4 protein-coding genes are annotated in these 25,938 nt (G+C 73.4%); all 4 read left to right on the top strand.

Going from position 1 to position 25,938, the window contains the following annotated elements; all coding sequences use genetic code 11:
- Positions 1 to 154 precede the first annotated feature (154 nt).
- The 4 genes from ACWGJO_RS06500 to ACWGJO_RS06515 all read left to right on the top strand — a co-directional run bounded on the left by ACWGJO_RS06500 (position 155) and on the right by ACWGJO_RS06515 (position 25,841).
- The gene (locus ACWGJO_RS06500; protein ID WP_452182456.1) at positions 155 to 604 is read left to right on the top strand and encodes a YbaB/EbfC family nucleoid-associated protein; all 450 of its coding nucleotides are present in this window, start codon (positions 155 to 157) and stop codon (positions 602 to 604) included.
- A complete protein-coding gene (locus ACWGJO_RS06505) occupies positions 597 to 896 on the top strand; it encodes a hypothetical protein (protein ID WP_452182457.1) in 300 nt (99 codons plus the stop codon). Before ACWGJO_RS06500 ends, ACWGJO_RS06505 begins: the two co-directional genes overlap by 8 nt.
- A gap of 113 nt (positions 897 to 1,009) precedes the next feature.
- The gene (locus tag ACWGJO_RS06510) at positions 1,010 to 25,168 is read left to right on the top strand and encodes an ADP-ribosyltransferase (protein WP_452182506.1); all 24,159 of its coding nucleotides are present in this window, start codon (positions 1,010 to 1,012) and stop codon (positions 25,166 to 25,168) included.
- A gap of 25 nt (positions 25,169 to 25,193) precedes the next feature.
- Positions 25,194 to 25,841 carry a type VII secretion system-associated protein gene (locus ACWGJO_RS06515; RefSeq protein WP_452182458.1) on the top strand — a complete coding sequence of 216 codons (648 nt, stop codon included), beginning with the start codon at positions 25,194 to 25,196 and terminating at the stop codon, positions 25,839 to 25,841.
- The last annotated feature ends 97 nt before the right edge of the window (positions 25,842 to 25,938 follow it).

A 25,938-nucleotide genomic window follows, 5' to 3' on the forward strand; every position in this document is an offset into this window, starting at 1 on the left:
CCGGGCCCGAGTTGGGGGCGGCCCGGGCCGGTTCACCCGGGGGGGGGGGGGCGCCCGCGTTCAACCCCCCTTACCCCCCCCTCGCCCGGGGGCGTCCCGGGCCCGACACCTCCGGGCCCGGGACGCACCCTCGGGAAGAGAGGGAGGTGCGGGCGTGGAGTTCCCGTTCACCGCACAGATCGAGCAGGCGATGGCCGCGCTGGGGGAACAGCAGGCCAGGATGGCCGCGGCGGCCAAGGAGCTGGAGACGGCGACCGCCTCGGTGACCTCCAAGGACCGGCTGGTCACCGCCGTGGTCGGAGCGCAGGGACAGGTGGTGTCGCTGACCTTCCACACCACCGCCTACCGTTCGATGGCCCCGGGCGAGCTGTCCAAGGCCCTCATCGACGTGCTGAACACCGCGCGGGCCGACATGGGCGACCGGGTGGCCGAGACGATGAGCGGGTTCAGCGGCCTCGGCGAGAGCCTGGCGGCCTCGATGACCGGCGGCACCGAACTGGACGACCTCTTCGCCCCGCTGCGGCAGATGCGGCCCGGGTTCGCCGACGCGGCGGCGGCCGAGGAGCGGCGCAAGCGCGACCGGCAGGAGGAGTTCCGTGGCTAAGCCGAGGCTGACCGCGCTGTCGGACCTGACCGACAAGTTCTCCAAGTACCCCGAACTGTCCGACCTCTTCCATGAGTTCGAGGTCAAGACCGGGGAGATCAACGAGTACAACAAGAACTCGGCCGGCCACGACGAGATCGGCACGACGTACCACGACAACGTCGACGAGCCCACCACGTCGATCACGGCGCTGTTCAAGAAGGTGCGGAAAACGGTCGAGAGCGCCGGGAGGGGCGGGACGAACACCTCCAACATCCTCAACGACGCCGACCAGGACGCCAAGAACGCCTGACGAGGCCTCCGGCCCGCCGTGCCCCGGCGGGCCCCACCGGTCCGTCGGTCCTCCGCCGCCGGGCACCCCCCTCCCCGCTCGTCCACTGCCAGGAGTGCACCACCGTGTCGATCATGCTGCCGCCGGGCCTGGCGAAGTTCTTCGGCATCGTGACCGGCATGAAGTGGCCGGAGGCGAACGAGGACCACCTGCGCGCGGCGGGCGACGACTACCTGGCCATCCACGAGAAGGTCCCCGAGCTCCGCGGCTACCTGGTCGAGCTGGTCAAGCTCTGCGGCGAGAGCTTCGAGGGCGCGGCGGCCGACGCCTTCATGGAGCAGATGCGCCAGTTGATCGGCGAGACCGACGGCCCGGACTACGTCTCGGCGGCGGGCGAGATGGCCAAGCAGCTCGGCGACTTCGCTCACAAGGTGGCCAACCAGGTCGAGTACGCCAAGTGGATGATCATCGCCCAGCTCATCCAGCTGGTGGCCCAGATCGCCTGGGCGATCGCCATGTCGCCGATCACCTTCGGCGGCTCGCTCGCGGGGATCTTCGTCGCCTACGAGACCGCGGGCGCGGTGATCAAGCAGGTCTTCATCTGGCTGTTCAAGCAGCTCCTGCTGCACGAGTTCCTCTCCATCACCACCGCCATGCTGATGGACGGGATCATCCAGGGCATCCAGATCGGCCAGGGCCACAAGGACAAGTGGGAGAAGGAATCCTTCATCCAGTCGATCGAGATGGGCGCGATCAACGGCCTGCTCACCGGTCCGCTGGAGCTGTTCACCTTCGGCCTCGGCAAGGCCTTCGGGCGGATCTTCGGGCGCGGCGTCAGCAAGGGGCTGCAGGCCGACCTCAAGGCGCTGGCCGGCTCCGAGTTCAAGGGCCTGCTGAAGAACCTCCCGACCGGCACGTTGAAGGAGGCCCTCAACCTGATGCGGAAGGAGGGCAGCCTCACGCTCAAGACCGCCATCGAGCAGGCCGAGAAGAACGTCGCCAAGGACCTCGCGAAGAAGACCGCCAAGGAAGCCGCGAAGAACACCGCCAAGGAGGTCGCGAAGAACACCGAGAAGAAGGTCCAGGACAACGCCCTCAAGGAGCTCGCGGACAAGGTCGGGGAGAAGTTCGGCAAGGAGGCAGGCGAGAAGGGGATCGAGAACGTCGCCGAGCACCTCAGCAAGGTCGAGAAGCTCACCCAGAAGATGGGGGAGACCTTCGAGCGGCAGCTCCTCGAGCTCGGCATCGACAAGGAACTCTCCAACGCCGCGGGCCGGTTGATCGCCTCGCGGCTCGCCAGCCAGGGCGCCCGCTACGCCATCGACCTGGGAACCGTCAACAAGCTGGTGTCGACGCTCGTCGCGGCCAGCGGAAGGATGGAGTCGGGCACGCTCAGGGCCGAACTGCAGGGCATCACCAAGCAGATCGGCCACATGCAGAACGAGCTGAAGCAGCTCGGCGGCGGCGCGCTGGACAGCGGGATGAGGGACCTGAAGTTCCTCCAGGCGGAGCAGCAGCACCTGCGGGACACCATCCAGGCCACCCAGGACCTCGCGGGGCGTGCGGTGAGCCTGATGGACGGCCTGCACCCGCAGACCGCCGGGCAGTTCCTGTACCGGTTCGGCGAGGGCGTCGGCAACTACCTCAAGGGCGGCGTCCAGAACATCGTCACCGAGGGCGCGTACAACCTGGCCTTCGGCGAGAACCACAAGTTCACCGTCAGCGTCGAGAGCTTCTACGGCGGCGTCGCCATGGGCGCGCTCGGCCACCTCGGACACATCGCCGGCGGCCCGCTGCGCCTGCGGATGGAGGACATCAACCTCCCCAACTACGCGCGCTTCCCGCTGGCCGTGGTGTCCACCCTGATGGGCCACCCGACCTCCCTGTGGGTCTCCCGCCCGGAGGGGGCGGGGGCGGTGGGCGTCGGCCCCGAGGGAATCGGCGGCAAGCTGCCCGGGACCGGCCCGCTGGACGCCTCGCGGCCGGAGAACCTGAGGACGGACTCCGACGGCTCCGCGGCCCCGGCCGGGGACAAGTCGGCGAAGCCCCCGGCGGGCAGTCCGAGGACGACCGGCGGGGACGGCTCGACGAGGACGTCGTCCGAGGCGCCCAAGTCCTCCTCGAACAACGAGAGGCCGGAGGCGCCGAAGCCGGCCAACACGACGGGGGGCCCGAAGGAGACGCCGGAGCAGGCACCGAGGCACGAAGCGGAGCAGAAGACCGCGGAGCAGACGGCCGCGGAGCAGCGGACCGCGGAGCAGACCTCGGAGGGGTCCGCCCCGCCCGTGACGCGGTCCAGGACGGAGTCGTCGGCCGAGGCACCGATTCCGGTGGAGCAGCCGGCCGCACCGCCCCGGCAGCAGGACGACGGCGGGAACCAGGGCACCCGCGAGCGGCAGGACCTCGACCCGAAGCCGAAGGACTCGCACGACCCCAAGGATCCCAAGGACCCCAACGATCCCAAGGACCCCAAGGAGCCCAAGGGATCCGACAGGTCCGACGGGTCCGACGGGCCGTCGAGGCCCCGGCCGGAGCCGCAGCCCGACCTGCAGCCGAAGCCCGACGCACAGCCGAAGCCCGAGCCGGTCGTCCACGAGCGCCTGGACTACCTCCGCACGGGCGGCGACGGCGACGTCCCGTGGGACCGCGGCAACTTCCTGCCCGAGGGCGAGGGGCGGCAGCCCGGGTGGGTCGCGGGCAAGCCGGGCGCCGACCTGCCGGACGTGCTGTCGCTGCTGCCCGTCCGGAACGACCGCTACACCGTCGCGATCCACACCGACGGGAGCGGCGTGCCCGTATCGGCCAAGGACCTGGCCGCCGTGATCGTGGGCCTGGACAGCCTCGGACACCTGTCGGGCGGTCGCCGCACGATCGAGTTCGTCTCCTGCAACCTCGACAGCGCGCACCCGAACTACATCAGGCAGGTGATGGCCGAGGTCTGGTCGCACCCGAAGCTCGCCGACCTGAAGGCCGTCGCGGCGAACGGGCCGGTCTGGGTGGCGCCCGGGTTCGACGGTACGACCATGAAGACGGCCTCCGGCACCGGCCACGTGATCGTCGCGGACAAGGTCGGCTTCGACTCGCTGGGCCGCCCGGCGGTCGTCGGCGGCGGCGAATGGCACACGTACGCCAAGTCGCCCGACGGCGACCAGCCGATCGTCACCACGACCGCGTCGACGAAGCCGACGGAGTACCAGCACCAGTCCGAGGGCGACCTGCGCCCCATGGACACCGCCGTGCGCTTCGGCACCGAACCGGACTCCTACCACTACACCGACGCCCCCGAGCACATCCGCGCCGAGGCGGACGGCGAGCGGGCGGAGCAGTGGCGCCGGACCCAGCGGGACCTCCAGGACCAGTACGAGGCCAAGCTCACCGATGCGGCCGAGGAGCTGCGGGCCGACCCGGACGGCAGCGGCCACCGGCGCGAGGACGAGGCCGAGCGGCTGCTGAACGAGGCCCTCGACGCCCCCGGCCGGTTCCCGGAGGATGCGCCGGCGAACCTGCGCGGAGCGGTCCACGAGCGCGCCCGGGCGATGATGTACGAGGAGCTGGCCGCCCGGCCGGGGGAGCGCGAGCGGATCCTCGGCGACCTCGACGGCCTGGTGCGGGTCGCCTCCGTCCGCGAGGCGGCCGTCCGGGTGGCGGTGCAGCACTTCGACCGGGCGGCGGCCGCCTGGAACGCCCCGCGGATCACCGACGGCGACACCGGCGTCGCCCACACCCCCGACCGCACCCCCGCTCCCGTCGTGGACCTCGTCCGGCAGGACTTCAAGGCGCGGGCAGAGGCGGAGGTCGCCCGGATCTACGCCGACGCGGACAGCCTCACCACCGAGGCCAACACCCGGGCGGGGAACGCCCTCCAGCGGCTCACCGAGCACGCGCGCGACGAACTCGCCCTGCACACCGACCGGGCGAACGCCCTGGCTCTCGCCAAGGACCGGGTCGAGCGGGCCGCCCACGACTGGTACGAGCGGCTCTCCCCGGCCGACCGGGAACTGCTCGACGCCGCCGGGGTGACGGAACGCCCCGACCTGTCGTCGAGCAGCATGCAGGCGGTCCGGGACCGGCTGCGCGACCGCCTCGCCGCCGACTTCGAGAAGGCGGCCGGCCCGCTCGACGCGGCGACCGGCAAGCGCCGGGACCGCGACGAGGCCGTGGAGCTGTTCACCCGGTCCCTGGCCGGGCACGACCGGTCGCTGCCGCACGAGTTCGCCGTCCAGGCGGTCCGCGAGGCGGCGATCCGCCGGGCCGTCGCGGAGACGGAGAAGGCGGCCGAATCCTGGGCCGAGGACGCCGCGCGCAAGGAGTTCGCCGAGAAGTTCGGCGCCGGCGAGTCCGACGTGCTGCGGGCCAGGGACACGGTGCTCCGCGAACTCGCCGAGGAAGCGGACCGGGCCGCCGCCGAACGCGTCGGCGAGCCGGCCGCGCTCCGCGGCGCCCTCGACCGGCTCACCGACTCCGCCGCCCTGCACGACCGGCTCACCCACCAGGCCGCCCGCCTCGCCGTCCGCCGGCAGGCCACCGCGGAGGCCCAGGCCGTCGCCCGCGAGCACGGCCTGTCCACGCACGCCGCCGAGCGCCTGGCGGAGGGCCACGGCGACCGGATCGCCCGCGCCTTCGACGAGTCCTTCCGTTCCCACGAGGACCTCGCCGGCCGCCAGGAGCACTGGGAGGAGAGCCGCCGCGAGCTCACCGGGGAACTGGCCGAGCACGCCGCCTTCGAGAAGGAGGCCGCCCCCGCCCTGCGCGAGGCCGCCAAGGGCTTCGACGGGCTCGCGGCGCGCCACGACCTCAACGAGGCCCTGACCGACCACCTCAAGCGCGAGTACGGCGACGACTTCATCGCCCACTACCGCGAACTGTGGACGCTCGCCCACTTCGACGCGGCCGGATGGAAGGCCCACCAGCGCGCACACGAGGACGTCTTCGGCCGCCGGACGGAAGCCCATCCCGAGGAGGGCGGCGACCGCTCCCCGGACGCGGGAACCGCGGGGGCCCTGATCCGGACCACCGGCGGCGACCACGGCGGCGCCGACGACCGAGGGGCCGACGACCGGGGGGCCGACGGCGGAGGTGCCGTCCGGGCCCGGGACACCGCCGACCTGCCCGGTGGGGACGACCTGACGGCGGTCGTCGCCTCGGCGCTGGGCGCCCCGGGCGCCCTCCACGAGCGCCCGCCGGCCACGACCGAGATCCGCCCCGGCGTGCACTGGCTGGCCGACCGCGGCTCCGACCCGCGCGCCACCGACGAGGCGCTCGCCCACTTCCCCTCCGACCCGTCCCACTTCACCCTGGTCTTCCACGGCAAGGGAACGGACGGCGCGCCGCATGTCGACGGAAAGCCCGTCCCGCCCCGCGAGTTGGCCAGGACCGCGCTCGACCTGTACGCCCGGGGTGTGTGGGACGGCCGGCCGCTGCGCCTGGCCGGCTGCGACGTCGGCCGCGGCGGCGCGGACTCGTACGCGGCCCGTTTCGTCGCCGCGCTGCGCGAGCAGCGACCGGCGCTGAAGGTCGAGGTGGACGCCCCGGGCGGCACCCTGTGGCTGGTGCCCGACCGCGTCGCGGGCGACGGTTCGCGCCGGCTGGTCGTCACCCGCGACGTCGGCTTCGACAGCGCCGGGCTCCCGCGCGTCGAGCCGGGCGGCCACTGGGTCCGGCTCACCGCCCCGGCCGAGCACACCCCGGCGGAGCACGCCCCGGCCGAGCACGTCCCGGCCGAGCACGTCCAGGTGGTGGCCACCGAACTGCCGGCCCACCAGGACGGCGGGTCCGCACCGCTGACCGCCACGCCCGAGCACCGGATCGTCGCGCCGGACCCGCAGGCGCACGAGTTCGGCGCAGGCCGCAAGCACCTGTACAACGCGCCGGAGTACGAGACCGTCGCGCAGAACTTCGAGAGGTCCGTCGGCCTGCTCGCCTACCGGGACGAACGGGCGCTGCAAGCAGCCCGGGGAAGTGCGTACCGGCTGTACGAGGTGCTGAAGGCGGCGCACGGCGACCCGACCGGCGAGCAGGTCTACCGGGTGTTCCTGAGCAAGGACCTGACCTCGGCCGGGCAGGTCGGCGAGCACCTCACCCGGGACGAGTTCCACGAGCTGCTGGCGAACGGCAACCTCCGCGAGCTGATGACGGCCTTCTTCAACGCCGCCTACGCCCACGACGGCACGCAGGCGCCCGGCTCGTACGGTCTCAAGCAGGTGCTGACCGGCCTGACCGAGCACGGGAATCCGGCCGCCCGGCTGCGCGAGCTGGGACTGGACACCACCCGGGTACCGCAGCAGCTGGACTACCTCAACAGCACCACCCGGAAGGTCTCGCACGCGCTGACCGGCGGGGCCGGCTACTTCGACAAGGACTACTTCGCCACCGGTGCGGTCGCGCACCGGGCCCCGATGGCACTCCAGCGGGAGTACCGGGCCAGCTCCGACGCCCGCACGCCGCGGACCGAGACGAACCCACCCGAGCTGGACCGCAAGCTCATCGAGCTCCGGATGCCGCTGAGCCCCCGGGAGACGACGTTCCAGGGCGCCGAATCCTCCCGGACCCTCCAGTGGGAGCCCGGCAACTTCAAGCACGACGTCAACACGGCCTCCTCGTGGTACGGCGAGACGCGGAACACCAAGGGAATGCAGCTCAGCACCGGCGTCTCGGCGACGACGGCGAAGATGCTCGGCGCGTTCCGCGCGCTCAAGGTCCCGGACGTTCCGGTGGAGGACATGCTGCTCGCGCTGGTCGGCTGGATGCTGCCGCTGGGCGACCACTCGCTCTACGAGATCCTCAAGGGCGCCGAACTCGCCGGGGAGCTCCCGCCGGTACCGTCGCACCTGTTGACCGAGGCCGCCGCGATGTACCGGCACGTTCCGGGCCTGCCCGAGAGCACTCTGCGCCGGGAACTCGGGATGCTCCCGCACGAGTCGGTGTACCACGCCCTGGCGAGCCGCTCCCGCCGCAACGGCGGTTTCAAGGAGGAGGGCCTGGAATCCGCGCGCCGGGTGTGGCAGCGGATGGTCGAGCCGGGGCAGGTGCCGTACCCGTACGAGCGGGAGTGGCTGACGGACAACGGGCTGACGCGGGAGCAACTCGGCGCGCGGCTGAGCGTGGCCCACGTCGAGGCGCTCAACATCTACACCGGCAAGGCCTACCCGCTGGTCAACGCGCTGTTGAAGTACGACGGACCGTTGCTGCACACCGCGCTGGCCAAGCAGATCGACGCCCTGCTGGCCGGGAAGGTCGACGCGGTGCCATCGATGCTCCTGGAGCACCCGGAGCTCGGCGGGCTCATCGCCACTCCCGGGCCGAAGCACCGGACGCCCGAGCACACCGCGGAACTCTCCCGGATGGCCAGGGAACTGTTGCCCGAGATCGAGAAGGAGCTGCGGATCCACGCCGAGATGATCATCGAGGCGTTGGACCGGCTCCCGGCGGTGACCGGGGTCGTGTACCGGGGAGAGTGGGGGCTGGGCCGCCTGGACGGCCCGGAGAGCGTGTTCACGGCGGCCAGGCCCGGCGACAAGCAGAGCAGTGCGGGGCTGCTCAGCACCAGCCGGCTGGAGGAGACGGCCCAGGAATTCCTGGCGCCCGACGAGAAGCTCGCCCAGTACGGACTGGCCCACCGGGTCCTGGCCCGGATCCGCCTGGCGGGCGACAGCGGTGTCGACATCACGCCCTTCTCCCGCTTCCGGGACGGGGAGCGGGAGATCCTGATGAAGCCCGGTGCGGTCCTCACGGTCACGGGCAGCGGCACCGGCAGCGCGAGCACCGGACCGTACGAGCGGATCGACTACATGGAGACCGGATCCGCGCGGCCGTTCGAGTGGCAGGACGGGTCGCCGCAGTGGCCCCAGCGGCTCCACGAGAAGCTCAGGTCCCAGCTGGCCGGCCTGGCGAACACGTCCGAGGCGCGGTTCCACCGGGACCTCTGGCAGCTGGCCAAGGCCGCGGGCGCCCACGTCGGGCTGCCGGACGCGCACCGGGCCCAGGCGGACGCTCCGGACGAGGTCCTGGTCCGCCGGGCGACCGAGCACCTGTGGGACTCAGCGCGGATCACCGCCACCCTGCACGAGGCCGTCGGGCACACCCTCGCCGAGCTCACGGGTGTCTCCCTGGTCGCCACCCTGGCCCGCACCGAACTCGGTCTGTCCCCGGACCACCGGATCACCCAGGACGACCTGCAGCGGTTCACCGGACAGGTGACCGGCAGGACCGGAACGGGCGACCACGACCTGCGCCGGCTCCTGGCGGTCGCACAGGACGTGGAGTACACCGACCACGCCTCGGCCCTGGCCGACCTGCGGACGGCCTGGGAGGCCGTCGGGCGGGCCGACACCGAGCCGGTGGTCCCGGGCGAACCGGGCCTGTACCTGCTGGGGGACCGGCCCGCGGACCACGACGCCCTGGTGCCGCTCCTGACGACGCTGCAGTTCCGGGACGACTTCCTCACCGTGGTGCTGGACACCGTCGGCGGGCGCCCCGCACTGCACGGCACCGTCCTCACCCCGGCCGAGGCCGCGCACGCCCTGTTCAAGCTGGTGGAGGACGGCAGCTGGGACGTCCGCAGGCCGCTGCGCCTGCTGGCCACCGACCTGGCGTCGGACGCCCACCGGTCGTACGCCGACCAGATGCTGAACCACCTGTGGCGGATGGACCGGAGGATCCACGCACTCGCGGCGGCGGGGAAGGTCTGGATCGCCGCCTCGCCGCTCGGCACCACGCACCTCCTCGTCGCCGAGAAGGTCGGCCTGTCCCTCGTCGGAGAGCAGGTGCACGTCGGCCCCGGGAACTGGGTCTGGCTGGAGCACGGGAGCCGGTCGGAGAAGCTCGGGCCGTACTTCGCGGACGAGAACACCGAGTTCAGGGTGAGCAACGGCGAAGGAACGCCGCTCGTGGGCCCGGCACCGCACACCGTCGGGCTCAGCACCGAGGTCACCTCCTGGGAGACGCACCTCGATCCGGACCCGGCCGACGACCAACCGGTGCACGAGCCGGGGCAGGAGTCCGAGGGAAAGATCATCGAGCTGGACGACCTGGTGGGGGACGACGGGAGCACCGCGCACGGATCGCCGACGGGGGACGGGAACGCCGCCGCGGGGCAGCAGGCGGGACCGGGCGCTCAGCTGCCGCCGACCCTGCCGCCGGTGTCCGGTCCGGTCGTCCACCGACTGCCGGGCGACGCCTGGGTCCAGCAGGGCCGGCCGCTCGCGGATACCTCGGGAGGGTTCCACGGCTGGGTGCTGGACGGCACGGTGCTGCCGGAGTTCGGGTACGTCGAGAGCTCGGCCATGTCGTTCGAGATCGTGGGCCGCGCCGATGCGGACGGTTTCCCGACGGTCGACGGGCACCAGGTCACCTCCTGGGAGATGGCCCGTCTGATCGCGGACCTCAAGAAGCACGGGTACTGGAGCGGGACGGGGGAGATCGAGCTCGCCGTCCCCCGCCTCGGTGCGACGCAGGGCGGCGTGTACCTGGCCACACTCCACGTGTACCTCTCCATGCGGGACGTGCACGTCACCCTTCGGGCCCCCAAGGAGGACCTCTGGTTCGTGCCGTTCCCCGGTCGCCACATCGGCGATCCCGTGCCTGCCGGGGGTGGCCGGACCTTCGTCGCCTCGTCCTCGACCGGCTACGACTCCCAGGGCTTCCCGGTGGTCGCCACGGGCGGTACGTGGATGATGGTCAAGGCCGATGCGGGACAGAACGGCACCAGCGTGCAGATGGTGCCCGCGGTCTTCGAGGTGCCGGCCGGTTACTCGGGGGTTCCCGTCGACCAGGTCGCCACGGAACTGCCGTCGGAGTTGCGGCTCACCGGACCGGCCCCCACTCCGCCGCCGGGCCCGGTGTCGCAGCCGCCGTCGCCGACGGGCACGGGGCCGCAGCCGACGTCGCCGACGTCGCCGACGTTCCCGGCGCCCGCCTCGACCGGGCAGGACGGACAGGCCGTGGTGGGCCGGCCGCCGGTGGGGCTGGGCGGCGGGGAGATGCCGGTGCCCGGGCCGCTGCACGAGTGGGTGCAGGCGCTGGACCACCTGTCGTCGGAGGACCGGCGGGAACTCGCGGCGGACGAGGCGTACCTGACGGGCCTGCGCGAGGAGTTGGGGCCGGAGGACTTCGTGCAGGCGGCCGCCAGGCTGCTGGTCGAGGTCGATCCGAGGGCGCACCAGCCGGTGGCGGCGCGGCGGACGGCCGAGGACCTGGTCGTGCGGATGCTGGCGAACAAGGAGGTCGCGGATCGGCTGGTGGCCTCGGGGGTGCGCGTCGTGGTGGTGCCGCGCGACGTCCCGATGACGGAGGTCCCGGGCTTCGCGGCGTCCGGGCACGGCGCGGGGGACGGGCGTGACTGGTCGCTGGTCCGGGGGGCGAGCAGTCACGGGCTGGTGCTGATCACGGAGGAGAACCTGCTGGGCACCCGGACGCCGGTGGGACCGCACCGGACGTACACGGAGGGGTACTCCACGTCGGCGCACGAACTGGCGCACGCGATCCACGAGTTCGGCCTGACCGAGGCGCAGCGGGAGCTGGTGGGGCAGGCGTTCGCGGACCGGAGCGTCTCCGACGCGCTGGCGGAGCTGTTCGGTGAGGAGTCCGTCTCGGCGTGGCCGGACGGCGGGCTCACGGACGGGGGCGGCAACCGGGTCGGGAACTACTCGGCGCGCAACGAGCACGAGTTCTTCGCGCAGCTGGTGACGGCGTACTTCGGCCACAACCACGGCAGCGACCCGCTGACGGGGCTGGCGCGCAACAACGGCGCCGAGTGGGTGCGGGAGAACGTGCCCGAGCTGGTGCCGCTGCTGGAGCACCTCTTCGGGGCCGACCCGCGGGCGGACCACCCGGAGCCGGCCAACCAGGTGAGCCGGGCCGAGGCCGAGGAGCAGCTGTTCACCGGCTTCCGGGAGTTCATGGAGTCGACCGAGCGGGAGAGCCGGTCGGTCGTGCGGCCGAGCGAGGACGAAGTGCTCGGCAGGCTCCGGGCGTTCATGGAATCGGTCGAGGGGGAGAGCCGGTCGGTCGTGCGGCCGGGCGAGGAGGAGGTGTTCGGCAGGCTCCGGGCGTTCATGGAATCGGTGGAGGGGGAGAGCCGGTCGGTCGTGCGGCCGAGCGAGGATGAAGTGCTCGACGGCTTCCGGGAGTTCATCGACTCCACGACGCGGACCGAAGGACAGCACGAGGACGACGGCCCCGTCCTGCAGCCGGGCGACGTCGTCACCGAGGCGAACGGGACGCAGCACACCGTCCTCGGCCCGGTCCTGCCCGCCCGTCCGCCCCGGATCGACGAGCACGGCCTGGCGGCCTCGGACGTGCTGATCGGGCTCGGCAGCACCCGCACCCAGCTCCTGGAGCACTTCACGAACCGGTTCGCCCAGGTGCTGCACGGAGAGGACGCGGCGGCCAGGACGCTCGCCGAGACCCTGTTCGGCGCGGAGACCCTCCAGGCCAAGCTCACGGCACTGTCCCGGGGCGAGGTCTGGGACGTGCCCTTCTCGGTGGGCACCTGGACCGGTACCGTCCGGGTCGGGGCCGACCTGGGCGGCAGCACCTTCGTCAGGGCGGCCGACGACTTCGAGTTCGAGTACGGGTCGGAGCGGCAGACCTCGGTCGGTGTGACCGGCGACCGCCTGCTCCAGCTGAACGTCGGCGCCCAGGCGAAGTTCAAGTTCGGCAAGCCGGCCGACCTGACCGAGACCGTCGGCTACCAGCACGGCTGGCAGCACGGGACGGCCGACGCCCAGGCGAGCCGGATGGTGGCCCGTGGCAAGACGTCGGAGACCGCCGCCCTGTTCGACACCGTCTTCCGCCTGAAGGCGGAGTTCCTCGACCTCGGCCGGCGCACGGTCGGCGTGTTCAGGGAGGTGTCCTCGGAGCCGGTCCCCCCGGTCGACGTGCAGGCCCAGGTCGCGGTTCCGCTCCGGGAGACCGGCGCTCCGCAGCCGGCCGTCCTTCCGCTGCTGCCCCCGCCCGGGGCCGGGCCGGGCGGGGGCAGGCTGTCCGGCTCGCACATCGTGACGGACGTGTGGGCGCTGCGGCGCGGGCCGGAGGCGACCGAGGAGGCCGAGGGCATCCCGCTCGTCGACCTGAACGCGCCCAGGACCGCCGCCAAGGGCATGACCGAGTTCGTCGCGGGCTTCGAGGCGCAGGCGAGGGAGCACTTCGGCAGCACCTGGCCCGCGCTGAAGGCCAGGCTGCTGGAGCAGGTCGACCTGGGCACGCTGCACCAGGACCTCAAGGCGCTGATGTCGGGCGAGACCAGGACGATCGAGGTGGACGGCCTCCTCGGCCCCAAGGCCGTCATCACCCTGAAGAACGCCCGGATCCACACGATCGAACCGACGGCGGAGCTGCCGCCCACCGAGTTCAACATCGCCACCGGGACGTCCCGCTCGCACACGGAGCAGGACACCACCGACTCGGGATGGCAGTTCCCGCTGGTGGGCAGCGCGACCGGATCGGCCAAGAGCGGCGGCGGAGGCCTGGGCGCCGGCGTCAGGACCGGCCGGGAGAAGGTCGTGCTGAACGGCGGCGGCGACGAACTGTCGCTGGGCACCAAGGTGAAGACGGCGGGGGTGGTGTTCGAGGGCGAGGCGCGGATCGAGGTCGAGTTCGGGGCCTTCGGCAGGGTGCAGCGTGTCCAGGCCCGCTCGGTCGACGCCGGGCTCGGCTTCCGGGTGGTCGTCGACCGGTCGGAGACCAGCCCGGTCACCCCGGGCCAGGTGGAGCCCGCCCCGCACCCGGACCACGCGGCGCTGCCGCCCGGCGCCCTGATCCCGCACCCGCCTTCCGGGATCTGGCACGGCTCGGCCGCCTACACCGGGCTGCCCGAGACCACGGTCGTCCGCGACGTGCGCAGCGTCGCACCGCTGCACGCCCGGCTGGACGAGCTCGGGGGCGCCCACCTGGGGGCGAAGGCCTGGGCCGGGGTCAGGGAGGACGTCCTGCGGGCGTTCTCGCAGTCGGCCGTCGGCGCCCACCTGGTCGGCATGACGCAGGACGTTCCGCTGCGCAGCCCCGCGGTCGCGCTCGGCCCGCTGAGCAAGCTCGGCCTCGGCGTCACGGCGCACGTCACCGCGTTGACGTACCGGCGGGAGCAGTCGTCGGCGGACCTCAACCCGGTCCGGGAGAGCACGACCTTCGAGTCGAAGCGGCTCCTCGACTCCGACACCTGGAACGTCTCGGCCCAGGGCTTCGGCAAGGGGCCGGTGCACACCCGCGAGAACGTGCTGGACGAGAGCGGCAAGCCGTTCACGGACACGCTCCAGGGCACCGCCACGGTCACCCGCGAGGTGCGCGACCGGGACGGCTGGCGGGGCGGGACCTCGGCCAAGAGCTACGCGAGCGGCAAGTACCGCAGCGCGCAGGTGCTGTACGACGCCCGGTTCGAGCTCCGGCTGACGCTGAACGGCAAGCCGCACGGCGAACACGTCGTGCTGGAGGCCTCGCTGAGCATGGAGCAGGCGCACACCCGCCCCCAGGCACGGAACAGCCGGGTCATCGGCAACCCGTTCGACGGGGCGGCGCCGCGGCCCGACGTGGCGCTGCCCCAGCCGGAGCACACCGGGCAGGCCCCCGCGCACCTGCGGGTCCCGGACAGGCTCGGCCACTCCGACGTGGTGCTCGGCGTCGGCCGGCGCGGCCCGTCCGTGCTGGACGAGGTCCAGCGGCTCCTCGGCACGGTCGGCCCGGTGTCGGCCCAGGCGTCCGTCCGGCTGGCGGCCCAGCTGGACGGGGCCGGCCTGACCGCCTCGCTGTCCCGGCTCAGCCGGGGCGGCAGGCTCGGCGTGGCGGTGGACACCGGGAGCTGGAAGGGGACGGTGGAGGTCACCGTCGCCCCGCTGGCCCTGCGGCACCGGCGGACGGTGGACGGCTTCGAGTTCGAGCTCGGGAGCCAGCAGCGCACCGTGGTCGGCTACAGCTGGGACCGCCTGAACCGCTGGCGGGCCGGGGCCGCGCTCAAGGGCACCGTCCCGCACGTGACCGTCACCGGCGACTACGCCCGCACCAGGGACAGCGTGCGGGGCCTGACCATCGAGCGCACCGGCGGCACCGGAAGCCGCGGCAAGAGCGTGGAGACGGCCGAACTGTTCGACGGGGACGCCGTGTTCACCGTCCGGTTCGTGCCGGAGCGGTTCCAGCGGTCGCTCGCGGGGACGACCGCGTCGGCGCCGGTCCTGGTGGCCGCGCCGCACCGCGACGTGGTGCTGCCCCCGGCGGGCCACAACCCGCCGGCCCTGCAGCTCCCGGACAAGCGGCTCGGCTCATCGGACATCGTCACCCGGGTCCACCTGGAGGGCGCGGACGGAACGGTGCACACCGGTCCCGAGGCGGTCGCCACGGTGGTCGCCGAGCTGCAGCCGAAGGGCCGGGCGGTGCTCGGCCGGGACTGGGAGGGGATGAGGGCCAAGCTCCTCGACGCCCTCGACTTCGACAAGCTGCACCCGCTGCTGAAGCCCATGACGTCGGGCCACGAGATCGTCCTGACGCACGGCCGCAGCACGGTGCGGATCACCGCCTCGGTGGACCGGGTGACCAAGTCGGGCGACGCGCCCCAGGTCGAGTTCAACATCGGCTCCAGCACCCAGACCGCCTTCACCAGCTCCGAGGCCGGCACCAACTCGGGCAGCGGGAAGGCCGACTCGCTCGGGCTCACCGTGCTGGGGACCGTGGGCACCGGCGTGTCCGCCGTGGTCGGCGGCGGCGTCGCCCACACCCGGCGGCAGGACGCGCTGGACTACCGCCGGGACGTCGTCGTGACCGGAACGGCCGTCAAGACCAAGCTCGCGGCCGAGGCGCACCGGGCCGCGATCCGGCTCTCCGTGGTGATGGAGCGGCGTCCCGCCGTACCGCTGTCCCTGGAGACCCGGCCGGTGGTCCCCGTCACCGGCACCCCTCGGTCCGGGATGTCCGGGGTCGTCCACCGCCTTGGCGAGGCCGGCAACGCCGTCGTCCCGCAGTGGCGGCTACGCCGTACGGTCGCGGAGACCGTCGTCCACGCCGACGTGCTGACCGAGACCAACCGCTCCACTCCGGCCGCCACCGTTCCGGGACGGCGCCGCGGGCCCGTCCTGCCGCAGGAGCTGCGGGTGCCGCCCGCCGAGGTCTTCACCTCCGGCCTGCGCCCCGGCGACGTGCTGCGATGGGTCGGCGACACCGCGGGCCTGCGGAGCCTCCTGCGGACCGAGGGCCCGCGCTTCTTCGGCGAGGGACCCTGGAAGCGGCTGGAGCCCGTGGTCTCCGCCGGGCTGAGCCACGCCCAGCTCTCCGCCCTGCTGACCCCGGCGGCCGGAGCCCACCAGGGCGCAGGCGGGGCGGTCGGCCCGCAGCGGGCGATCGGCACCCCGTCCGTGAGCCGGCGCTGGTTCGTCGACGACGTCCAGGTGGCGGTCAAGGCCTCCCTCGTCCAGCTGGAGTACCACGGGGACAGCGCCAGGGCCGCGCTGAGCCCGGCGAACGAGTCGGGCGGCGGCAACCGGAGCACGCAGCTGGCCGGCCGGCAGTGGAACCTCCGGGGCCAGGTCGGCGTCCAGGGCGACCTCGGCCCCCTGGTCGAGGGCACCGGCTCGCTGCTGGTCGGCGGCGCCTACCGGCAGCGGCTGGGCACCGTCACCGAGGCCGGCGGCCGGAACGTGGCCAACGCCAAGGCGAACACCCCGATGGCCCGCTACACGGGCTACGTTCAGCTCGAACTGACCCTCCACAAGGGCGGCGACCCGGCCGGCCAGGACCCCGGAAACGAGCGGTCGCTGTCCGGGCTGATGCCGGTCGAGCTGGAGATCCCGCACGCCGACACCACGGCCGGGGTCTCGCCCGCGGACCACTGGACGCAGTTCACGCCCGCCCGCCCGGACGGCGAGGCGCTGCCGCAGCGCCCGGTCGGGATCCAGGTGGCACGCGCCCTGACACCGCACCACGAGGGGGGCGTCCGCGTCCTGCGGGACCCGCTCGCCGACCGCGCCACGCAGGAGAACCTGGAGCGGAGCGTACGGTCGATCGAGGAGGACGCGCGCTACTTCACCATCGCCTACCACGCCGTCACGGAGAACGGAGCGCCGGGCTGGAACGGCTGGCCCCTGCACCCGGACGACCTGGCCCAGTCGCTGGCGGAGCTCCACGCCACCGGCGAGTGGGACGGCCGCCCGCTGCGGTTCGTCGCCTGCGACGCCCAGGAGTACGTCACCCAGGTGCTGGGGTCCCTGCGCGAGCGGCTTCCCGGGGTGGAGCTGGAGGCGTACGTCGCGAACGGCAAGCTCTGGGTGGTCCAGGACCAGGGCCGCACCCACCTGGTGGTCGGCTCGCGGGTCGGCTGGGACGCCTCGGGCCGGCCCCGGCTGGAGGCGGGCGGGCAGTGGCTCCACCTGAGGCTGCCCGTGGAGGGCGCCGGGGCGCACACCCCGACCGTCGACGACGGGGCGGGTGTCCACGCCCCGCCGCCGGACCACGGGCCGGTCGTGGAGGTCGTCGAGGTCCACGGCCCGCAGCTGCACGACCCGCAGCCGCTCGCCGAGGCCACGGCGCAGCACCCGGTCGTCGACCAGCGGGACCTCCAGCCACTCGGCGTCCCCAAGCAGGCGCTCCACGCGACCCCGGAACACCGGCGGCGCGCCGAGGAGTTCGAGGCGCGGCTGGGTGCCTACGCCTTCGCGCACCCCCAGGCGCAGGCCGCGGCCCGCAACGCCGTCCAGCGGCTCTACGACGCCCTGCGGGCCGCCCACCCCGAGACCCCGGAGGGGGAGCTCTACCAGGTCTTCCTCAACACCGACAGGAAGCCGGACGAGGGCTCCGCCGGGCAGGTCGGCGAGCAGCTCGGCCTGGCGGAGTTCCGTACCATGATGCGGACCGGCAACACCCGGGAACTGCTGACCGCGTTCTACAACGCGGCCTACGTCAAGGACTCCCCGTTCGGCCTCAAGCAGGTGCTCCAGCGGATGCTGGAGTCCCCCGACCCCACGGCGACGGCCGAGACGATGGGGCTGGACCCGCGCGAGCTGGCGGCCCAGCAGGACTTCCTCCGCAGCGGGACCCGCTCCGTGCTGGAGATCCTGCCCGGCCTCAACACCATGTTCGCCAAGGACCACTTCAGCACCGGCACCGTCATCAAGCAGGGCGCGGAACCGCTCAAGGCCGGTACCGAGTACCTGGCCAGCCTGAAGGCCCGCCAGGCCCGTGAGCCGGTGCCGCCGAACGACCTGACGGCGCAGGGCCTCCAGGACCGCGGCATGCCGCTGAGCCCCCGGGAACTGGCGTACCAGCAGGGCGTCGGCGACGGGGAGGCGCTGACGTGGAAGCCCGGCCGGGCGCACTACATGCTCAACGAGAAGTCCGCCTGGTACGGCGAGGCCCACCGCGACAAGGGCATGCCGCTCAGCACCGGCATCTCGGCCACCACGGCGAAGATGCTGAACGCCTTCCGCCTGCTCAAGGTCGTGGACAGCGCACCGCAGGACATGCTGCTGGCCCTGATCGGCTGGATGCTGCCGCTGGGCGACCACTCGCTGTACGAGATCCTCAAGGGCGCGCAGCTGCTGGACGAACTGCCCCCGCTCCCGCCGAACGCGCTGGACGACGTCTCGACGCTGTACCAGCACATCCCGGGCATCCCGCAGCAGCAGGTGCGCGCGCTGCTGGGCGAGGACGGCATGCTGCCCCACGAGGCGGCCTACCACGACCTGCTCCACAAGCCGCGCGCCGACGGCGGCTGGCGGGACGACGTGGTGGAGAACGCGCAGCGCAACCGCGACGGGTTCACGCTGGCCGCGAACGACCCGACCCGGGCCTCGCAGGTCGTGGCCGAGTGGCTGGGCCGCAACCCGCTGAGCGCGCGGGAGGTGCTCGACCGGCTGACCCCCGCGCACTTCGACGCGCTGGCCGTCTACACCGGCCCCGCCTACGCGCTGATCAACGTGGCCCTGAGGTTCGGTCCGCTCACCCGGCAGCGGGCCCTGGAGGTCCAGATCTCGGGGCTGCTGCGCGCACCGGACCCGGCCCGCCTGCCGTCGATCCTCAAGCACGACCAGGTGCTCGCACCACTGCTCACCAAGCTGCCCCGCAACCGCACCGCCGACGACTGGAAGGCCCTGAAGAGCGCCGTGAAGGAGCGGCTCCCGCAGATCGAGCGGGAGCTGATCGCCCACGCGGAACTGATCTCCGAGTCGCTCGCCAAGCTCCCCCCGTACTCCGGCGAGCTCTGGCGCGGCGACCGGGTCCTGGGCGTGCCGGGACCGGTCGGCAGGCGGCTGTCGCCCTCCTACGGGGGAGAGACCTTCAGCAACCCCGACTTCGTGAGCACCAGCATGGACCGCCAGACGGCGATGATGTTCATGCAGACCCGCACGGAACTCCCGCTCACCTACCGCGCCCTGCTGCACTTCTCCGTGCGCGGCGGCGGCAGCGCCTTCGACATCCAGCCGTTCTCGGACAAGCAGGGCGAGGCCGAGGTCCTGATCCGGCCCGGCAGCACCTTCGACCTCGGCGGGCGGCAACTCCTCCAATCCCCGCTGCGGGAGCCGTACGTGCAGATCGAGGCCACCGAGCGGACCACGCCCTCGCCGTTCCCGAAGGCGAGCGACGCGGACCAGCGGCTGCACGAGGCCCTGGCCAAGCTCGCCAACGTCCCCGAGCTGCGCACCCACGACGACCTGTGGCCACTGGCCGAGTACATCGGAGCGGACCACGGGCGCCCGCTCGCCGGCCGGGTCACCGACCTGGTCGCGGGGGAGGCGGCCCGCCGCGAGGCGAGCATGAACGCCTGGCGCACCGCCAAGCTCGCCCAGGAACTGCAGCAGGGCACCGAGCGGATCACCCTGGCGCACCTCACCAGGCTGCGCCGCACCGCCGACCTCGTCCGCGAGGCCCGGCACCTGCCGGCCGACCAGCAGGTGACCAGGGCGGATCTGGTCGACCACGTCCGGACGCTGAAGGGCGACGGCGGCGGTGAGGTCGACGCGGGTGACCTGAGGACCCTGGTCGACGTGGTCGACAAGCTCAAGCGCCCCGGCCGCGCGGTGGCCGTCACCGAGGTCGAGCAGCGCTGGCGCGACCCCGGGTACGAACCCGCCCCCGAGCTCACCGTGCTGGAGTCCCAGGCGCTGTACTGGGTCGGCGACCGGCACGCCGACTGGCGGACGCTCACCGAGTCGGTCTTCCCGAACCTCCCGCACGCGAACGACTACCTCACCCTGGCCATGCACACCGCCGACGGCGTGCCCGTGATGGGCCATGTCATGGTCGCCCCGGCGGACGTCGCGGGCGGGCTGCTCAAGCTCTACGAGGAGGACGGCTGGGACGGCGAGAAGCCGGTGCGCTTCGTCGCCTGCGACCTCAACGTCCGGCCGGACCGCGAGTACGTGCGCGAGGTCATGGAGCACGTGTGGGCCCGGCTGCCCAAGGCCGTCGCCTACGCCGCCGACGGCCAGGTCTGGTTCGTCCCGCCGGCTCCCGCGGCCGGCGCGGCGGGCGACGGCCGGGGCCACCTGGTGGTCACCTCCGGCGTCGGGATGGACGCGCACGGCCGTCCGGTGATCGTCCGCGGCGGCAACTGGCAGCGCATCGCCCAGGACGGGACCGTGGACCTCGGTGCCTACCTGAACGACGACGGCAGGGCGGCGTACCCGGAGGCCGACCGGGGCGACGTCCACGGCGGGATCGACGGAGCGGTGAAGTTCGGCGTCGGCACGCCGCTCGACACCGGCACGCCGCTCGACCAGCAGCTCCACCCCGGCGACGGCACCCCGCCCGCCGTGCTCCCCGGTGCCCAGCCACCGCCCACGGCAGCGGTCGTACGGCACACGGTCTTCGACGAGCCGCGGTACCGGCACCACGCGGAGGCCTTCGACCGGGAGCTCGGAGCGTGGACGGCGGGCGACCCCCGGGTGATCGACCGGGCCCGTGCGGCGCTGCGCCGGATCGCCGAGGCCACCGGGGCGGAGGGCACCGCCCACCTCGTCACCGGCGGGAGCCTGCACGAGGTGATGCGGGAGTTCCACCGGCTGGCCCGCGACGAGCGGTTCCGGCTCGACGATTCCGAGGCCCTGCGGGCCGACGCCGTCCGGCAGACGGACCTGCGGGAGCTGGGGATCAGGACGGCGGACGGCGCGGCCTCCCGGGTCGCGGCCGAGGCCATGCAGGCGTACCGGCTCCTCGGGCAGGGCGACCACGACCTGTTCGCCCGGGCGCTGTACGGCTGGCTGCTGACGGGCGGGGAGCACTCGCTGCACGAGGTGGTGGCGGGCATGCGGCTCGCCGGTGCCTTCCCCGGCCACCGCTACGCCGACGGCGCCGAGCTGTACCGGAACGTGCCCGGGGTCCCGCCGGCGGAGCTGCGCCCTCCGGTGGAGGGCTGGGACGGGCCGGTCAGGCCGGCCTTCGACCACCCGGCACCGGCGGAGCTGACGGCCGGACTGCCGCACGAGCGCACCTACCTGGAGTGGGCCCTCACCTCGAAGGAGGTGAACGACACGGTCCTGGAGGAGACGCGGCGGCGCTGGGAGTCGCTGACCGAGACCAACCCGGACGAGGGACTCGGGGCGCCCCCGTACCTGCAGTGGATGGCCCGCAACGGCGTCGCGAGGGCGACGGACGTGACCGACCTGCTGGGCCCCGCGCACTTCGTGGCGCTGTACACCTACACCGGCCCGGCCTACTCGCTGATCAACGTGCTGCTCAAGAACCCGGGCCCCGACGCCGTCCCCGCGCTCCGCGGGAAGATCGCGGCGCTGATCGCCAAGCACTACCGGGACCCGGGCACCGCGCTGCCCGGCTCGATCACCGGGATCCCCGAGCTGCACGAGGGCATGCGGGCGAGGACCGAACCGTGGAGTCTCGCCGACTCCCTGACCGCCGAGCAACTGGCGGGCATCCAGCGGGAGATGCAGCTGCACAGCCACCTGCTGGCGGACGCGCTGCGGCTGCTGCCCGCGGCGAGGGGGACGCTGTTCCGCGGCGACGGCACCCTGGAGGACCCGATGCGGCCGACCGGCCGGCCCGCCGGGCCCGAGTACGGCGGCGATGTCATCCTGCACCGGACGTTCGCGAGCTTCAGCACCAACGAGAGCACCTCGTTGGGCTTCATGAAGAAGTACGACGGCCAGGACGAGTACCGGGTCCTGCTGGAGCTGGAGGCGACCGGCCTCAACGGCCGCGACATCGCGCCGTTCTCCTCGCACATGGAGGAGGAAGAGGTCCTCTTCCTGCCCGGGGCCCGGATGCGGGTCACCGAGCGCACGCTGACCCGGACGGAGGACGGCGTCACGTACGTCCGCCTCAGGGCCCGGGAGTCGGCGTCCGAGGAGACGGACAACACGGCCGCCGTGCCGCCGCCCCGGCGCGCCGGCGACGGGCCCGCCACGGACGTCACCGAGGAGACCGGGCCGGCCTCCGGCGGTGTGCGCCTGGCGGACGGACGGACCGTCCCCGACGAGCTGCTGCTCACCCACGCCATCACCGACGCCACCGGCCGGGAGACCGGGCAGGCGCTCTTCGACGAGGCCGACTGGGCGAAGCGGTCGACGCTGTACCCCGAGCTGAGCGAGGTCACGAGCTTCGTGCCGCGCTCCGCCGAAGGCTTCGCGACCGGAGTGCCGCAGCAGGTGCCGTGGGACGGGAAGCACACCTACTTCTTCGCCGCGCACGGCCGTCCGGAGGGATTCGACCTCCCGCTGACCGACGGCACCAAGGCCCACGGGGTCACCGGCACCGAGGTCGGCGCCCTGCTCAAGCGCCGGCTCGCCGACCTCGCGCTGAAGGCGGCCGACGCGCATCTGGACGTGAACGCCGACGCGAACCGGAACGCCGACGCGGACGGCGGCGCGAGCCGCGGGCCGGCCTCGATCACGCTGCTCAGCTGCGAGTCCGCCGAGCAGGCCCAGGCCGTCGCCCAGCAGACCGGACTGCCGGTCCACGCGCCGACCGGCCGCACCGGCGTCAGCGGCAGGCCGGGCGGCCCCGACGGTCCGTCGACCGTGAGCGTCTACGTCAAGCCGGGCCCGGACGGGTCGACCGGGCTGTTCCGGACCTTCCACCCGGACCCGGCCGGCGCCGCCCCGGGCGGGACGCCGCCGCCGCGCGACCCGGCGGCCGGCCGGCCCGAACGGCCGGCGCCGATGGAACACGCGCTGGACAACACGGGCAACGGCGAGGGCTCCTCGCGGTCCGGCCCCGAGGTCCGCCACGAGAACGGTGTGGAGATCCACCGCTACGCCACCGGGGAGGAGGTCCACTTCTTCCCGGACCGGGAGGTCCACTACCTGGCGGACCGCGAGGTCCACCACCTCACCGACGGAACGGAGATCCAGCGCTTCGCGGACCGGGAGATCCACTTCATCCAGGACCGGGAGGTCCACTACCTGGCGGACCGCGAGGTCCACTACCTCACCGACGGGACGCAGATCCACCGCCACCCGGACGGGACGGAGATCCACCGCTTCCCGGGCGGCGGGGAGACCCGCTACCTCGCCGACGGCCGGGTGGACACCTACGACGGCGAGGGCCGGCTGGTCGAGCGGTACCGCGCGCCGGAGGACCACCACCACGGGCCCGACCTGCGCCCGCTGGACGTCGCCCTCGACGAGCGGAACGCCTACCTGGACACCGAGTTCGGCGTGCCCGAGGTCCCGCTGGTGCCGAGGGACGACGTCCCGCACGCCGCCGCGCAGGAGCCCCCGATCCCGGTCGCGACGAGCCGGTACGTCGACCTGGACGCGCTGCGGGAAGCCCAGTCCGTGCCCCTGATGTGGCGGTACGACTCCGGCCACCTGTACCGGTGGGAGCGGAGCCGCTCCGACATGGTCGACTACCCCGAGGTCTTCGAGGGCGGAATGCGGCCGAGGCAGGAGGACCGCTACCCCGACCTCCAGGACTACGTGGGGAGCAACGAGGCGTCGGCCCTGGTGAGCACGACACGCTCCCGCACGGCCCAGCACGTCGACTGGGGGACCTGGCACCGCTACGTGATCGACGCACCGGGAGGCATCGACGTCCGGGAGACCCTGAACCGTCCGGGCCTCTCGGAGGAGGAACAGGAGGTCGCGTTCCCCGGGGGCATCGACGGCCGGTACATCGTCGGCGTCGAACTGGTGCGCGGCACCGAACTGGACCACGAGAGCGGCCGGTACACGGAAGCGGTCGAGTTCGTCCCGAACGAGGCCTACCGGCCGGACCACCGGACCCCGGAGCAGACCGCGGCGATGGGCTTGACGGAGCCCGCCGCGGAAGCGGACGGGAACCCGGGCGGGCACGTCGGCGACCACACGGCCGACGACATCGAAAGCGTCCTGAACGGCCTGGGCGGGCTGAACATCGTGAACGGCGACGACTCCTCGGTGGGGTCCGACTCCGACAACAGCGCGGCGCCGCCCGGAGGCTGGCACCACCAGCTCCCGGAGCACGACCCGGAGGTCTGGGCCGACCCGTCCGGCTGGGCCCTGGCGGGCATCGACGGAACCCAGGCCGCCGACCTGTTCTGGCGCGACGGGGGCTGGACCATGAGCACGGCCGAGTTCGACGCGATGCCGCGGGCGTTCCGGGAGCGCCTCGCGCAGCTGGAGCTCTTCGGGACCGACCAGCAGAGGCTCGGCCGCGACGCCTACTACGACCGGCAGGGGCTCGAACCCATGGCGGAGCTCGTCCGCGGGCTGAGCGACGAGGAACGCGGGGCGCTGGAGTTCTACACCGCCCCGAGCGAGACCGGGGACGGCGAGGTCGCCGAGCAGTTCTCGTACTACGAGATCAAGCAGATCCGGTGGCAGCTGACCATGGCGGGCCGGGACCACACCGCCCTGCCCCCGGGCCCGGTGCGGGAGGTCATCGGGAACCTGGACAGCTCCATCGAGCAGAGCCCGGTGACGGGGGACCTCGTGGTGAGCAGGGGAGCGCCGTACGTCGGACCCGGGATGCACCCGGGCGTCCTGGAGGTCGGGCAGGTCGTCACCGAGCCCACGTACGTCTCGGTCTCGGCGGGCAGCCGGCTGCACGGGGCCTTCGGCCAACGCCTCATCCGGCTGTACCTGATGCTGCCCGACCGGACACCGGGGGCGTTCCTCCGGGAGGTCTCGCACAGCCCGGCCGAGAACGAGATCCTGCTCGGCGCCGGACTGCGCTGGCGGCCGGTCCGGATCATCCCCCCGGACCACCCCCTGCAGCAGGGGGCCCTGGACGGCGGGGAGGCGGACGTGCCCCCGGAGAGCCAGTGGATCGTCTACGGCAGGGTGGAGCCGCCGGACGACGACGCCGACGAGGACTTCGAGCCGATGGGGGACGAAACGGCGGAGCAGTTCGCGCCGAACCCCGACTACGGCCTGACCGACGACTGACAGCCACCAGACAGCGAGGACCGCGATGACCGCTCCCGGACAGGGCCACGACGAACCGACGGCCGCCACGCCGCCACCCGACACGGCGCCGGTGCCCGAGCGGATCCTGGCCGCCGCCCGGGCCGCGCCGGGGCAGTGGATCGGACTGGTCGACCCGAACTGGCAGGGCGAGGGGCAGCCGCCGGACTGGGCGGTGATCGGCCGGTGGCGTGCGGGCGAGGACGGCTCCGTCGAGGAGTTCGCGCCGAACGCGGAGTACCGCCCGTCGCCGCTGGCGCGCGAGTGGCCCGCACCGACCGACCCGGTCGACGCCGCCGTCCAGCTGGCCGCGACCGGGTACGGGCCGGGCGACGACGTCTACCGCGCGCTCGCCTCGGCCCGGGTCGCCGTGCTGCTGGACGAGTTCGGCACCGTCGGCGGCTTCGGACTCCCGGACGGCGAACCGGCGGTGGTCGTGTTCTCCGCGCGCTCCTGGCTGGAGGCCGCGGGAAGCCCCGGGCACGCGGTGGTCGGCCCCGGCACGCTCCTGGAACGGCTGCCCCCCGGCCTCGGGATCGTCGTCAACCCGGGGGCCCCGGCCGCGATGAGGCTGGAGCCCGGCCCCCTGTGGGCGGCCCTCGACGCCCGGGAGCGGGCCGGCGACCGGGGCGGCCCGCTCCGCCCGTTCGGCTGAGCCGGTCCGCTGTGCCCGTTCGGCCGTGCCCGCCCGCCACGGGGCGGACAGCGGAAGGGCCCGCCACCGGGGAACGGTGACGGGCCCGCGGATCCCC

This window comes from Kitasatospora sp. NPDC054795, from assembly GCF_053611565.1.

Coding starts and splice junctions, on each gene's coding strand:
- ACWGJO_RS06510 (WP_452182506.1), top strand. CDS start 1,010: ATGCTGCCGCCGGGCCTGGCGAAGTTCTTCGGCATCGTGACCGGCATG.
- ACWGJO_RS06515 (WP_452182458.1), top strand. CDS start 25,194: ATGACCGCTCCCGGACAGGGCCACGACGAACCGACGGCCGCCACGCCG.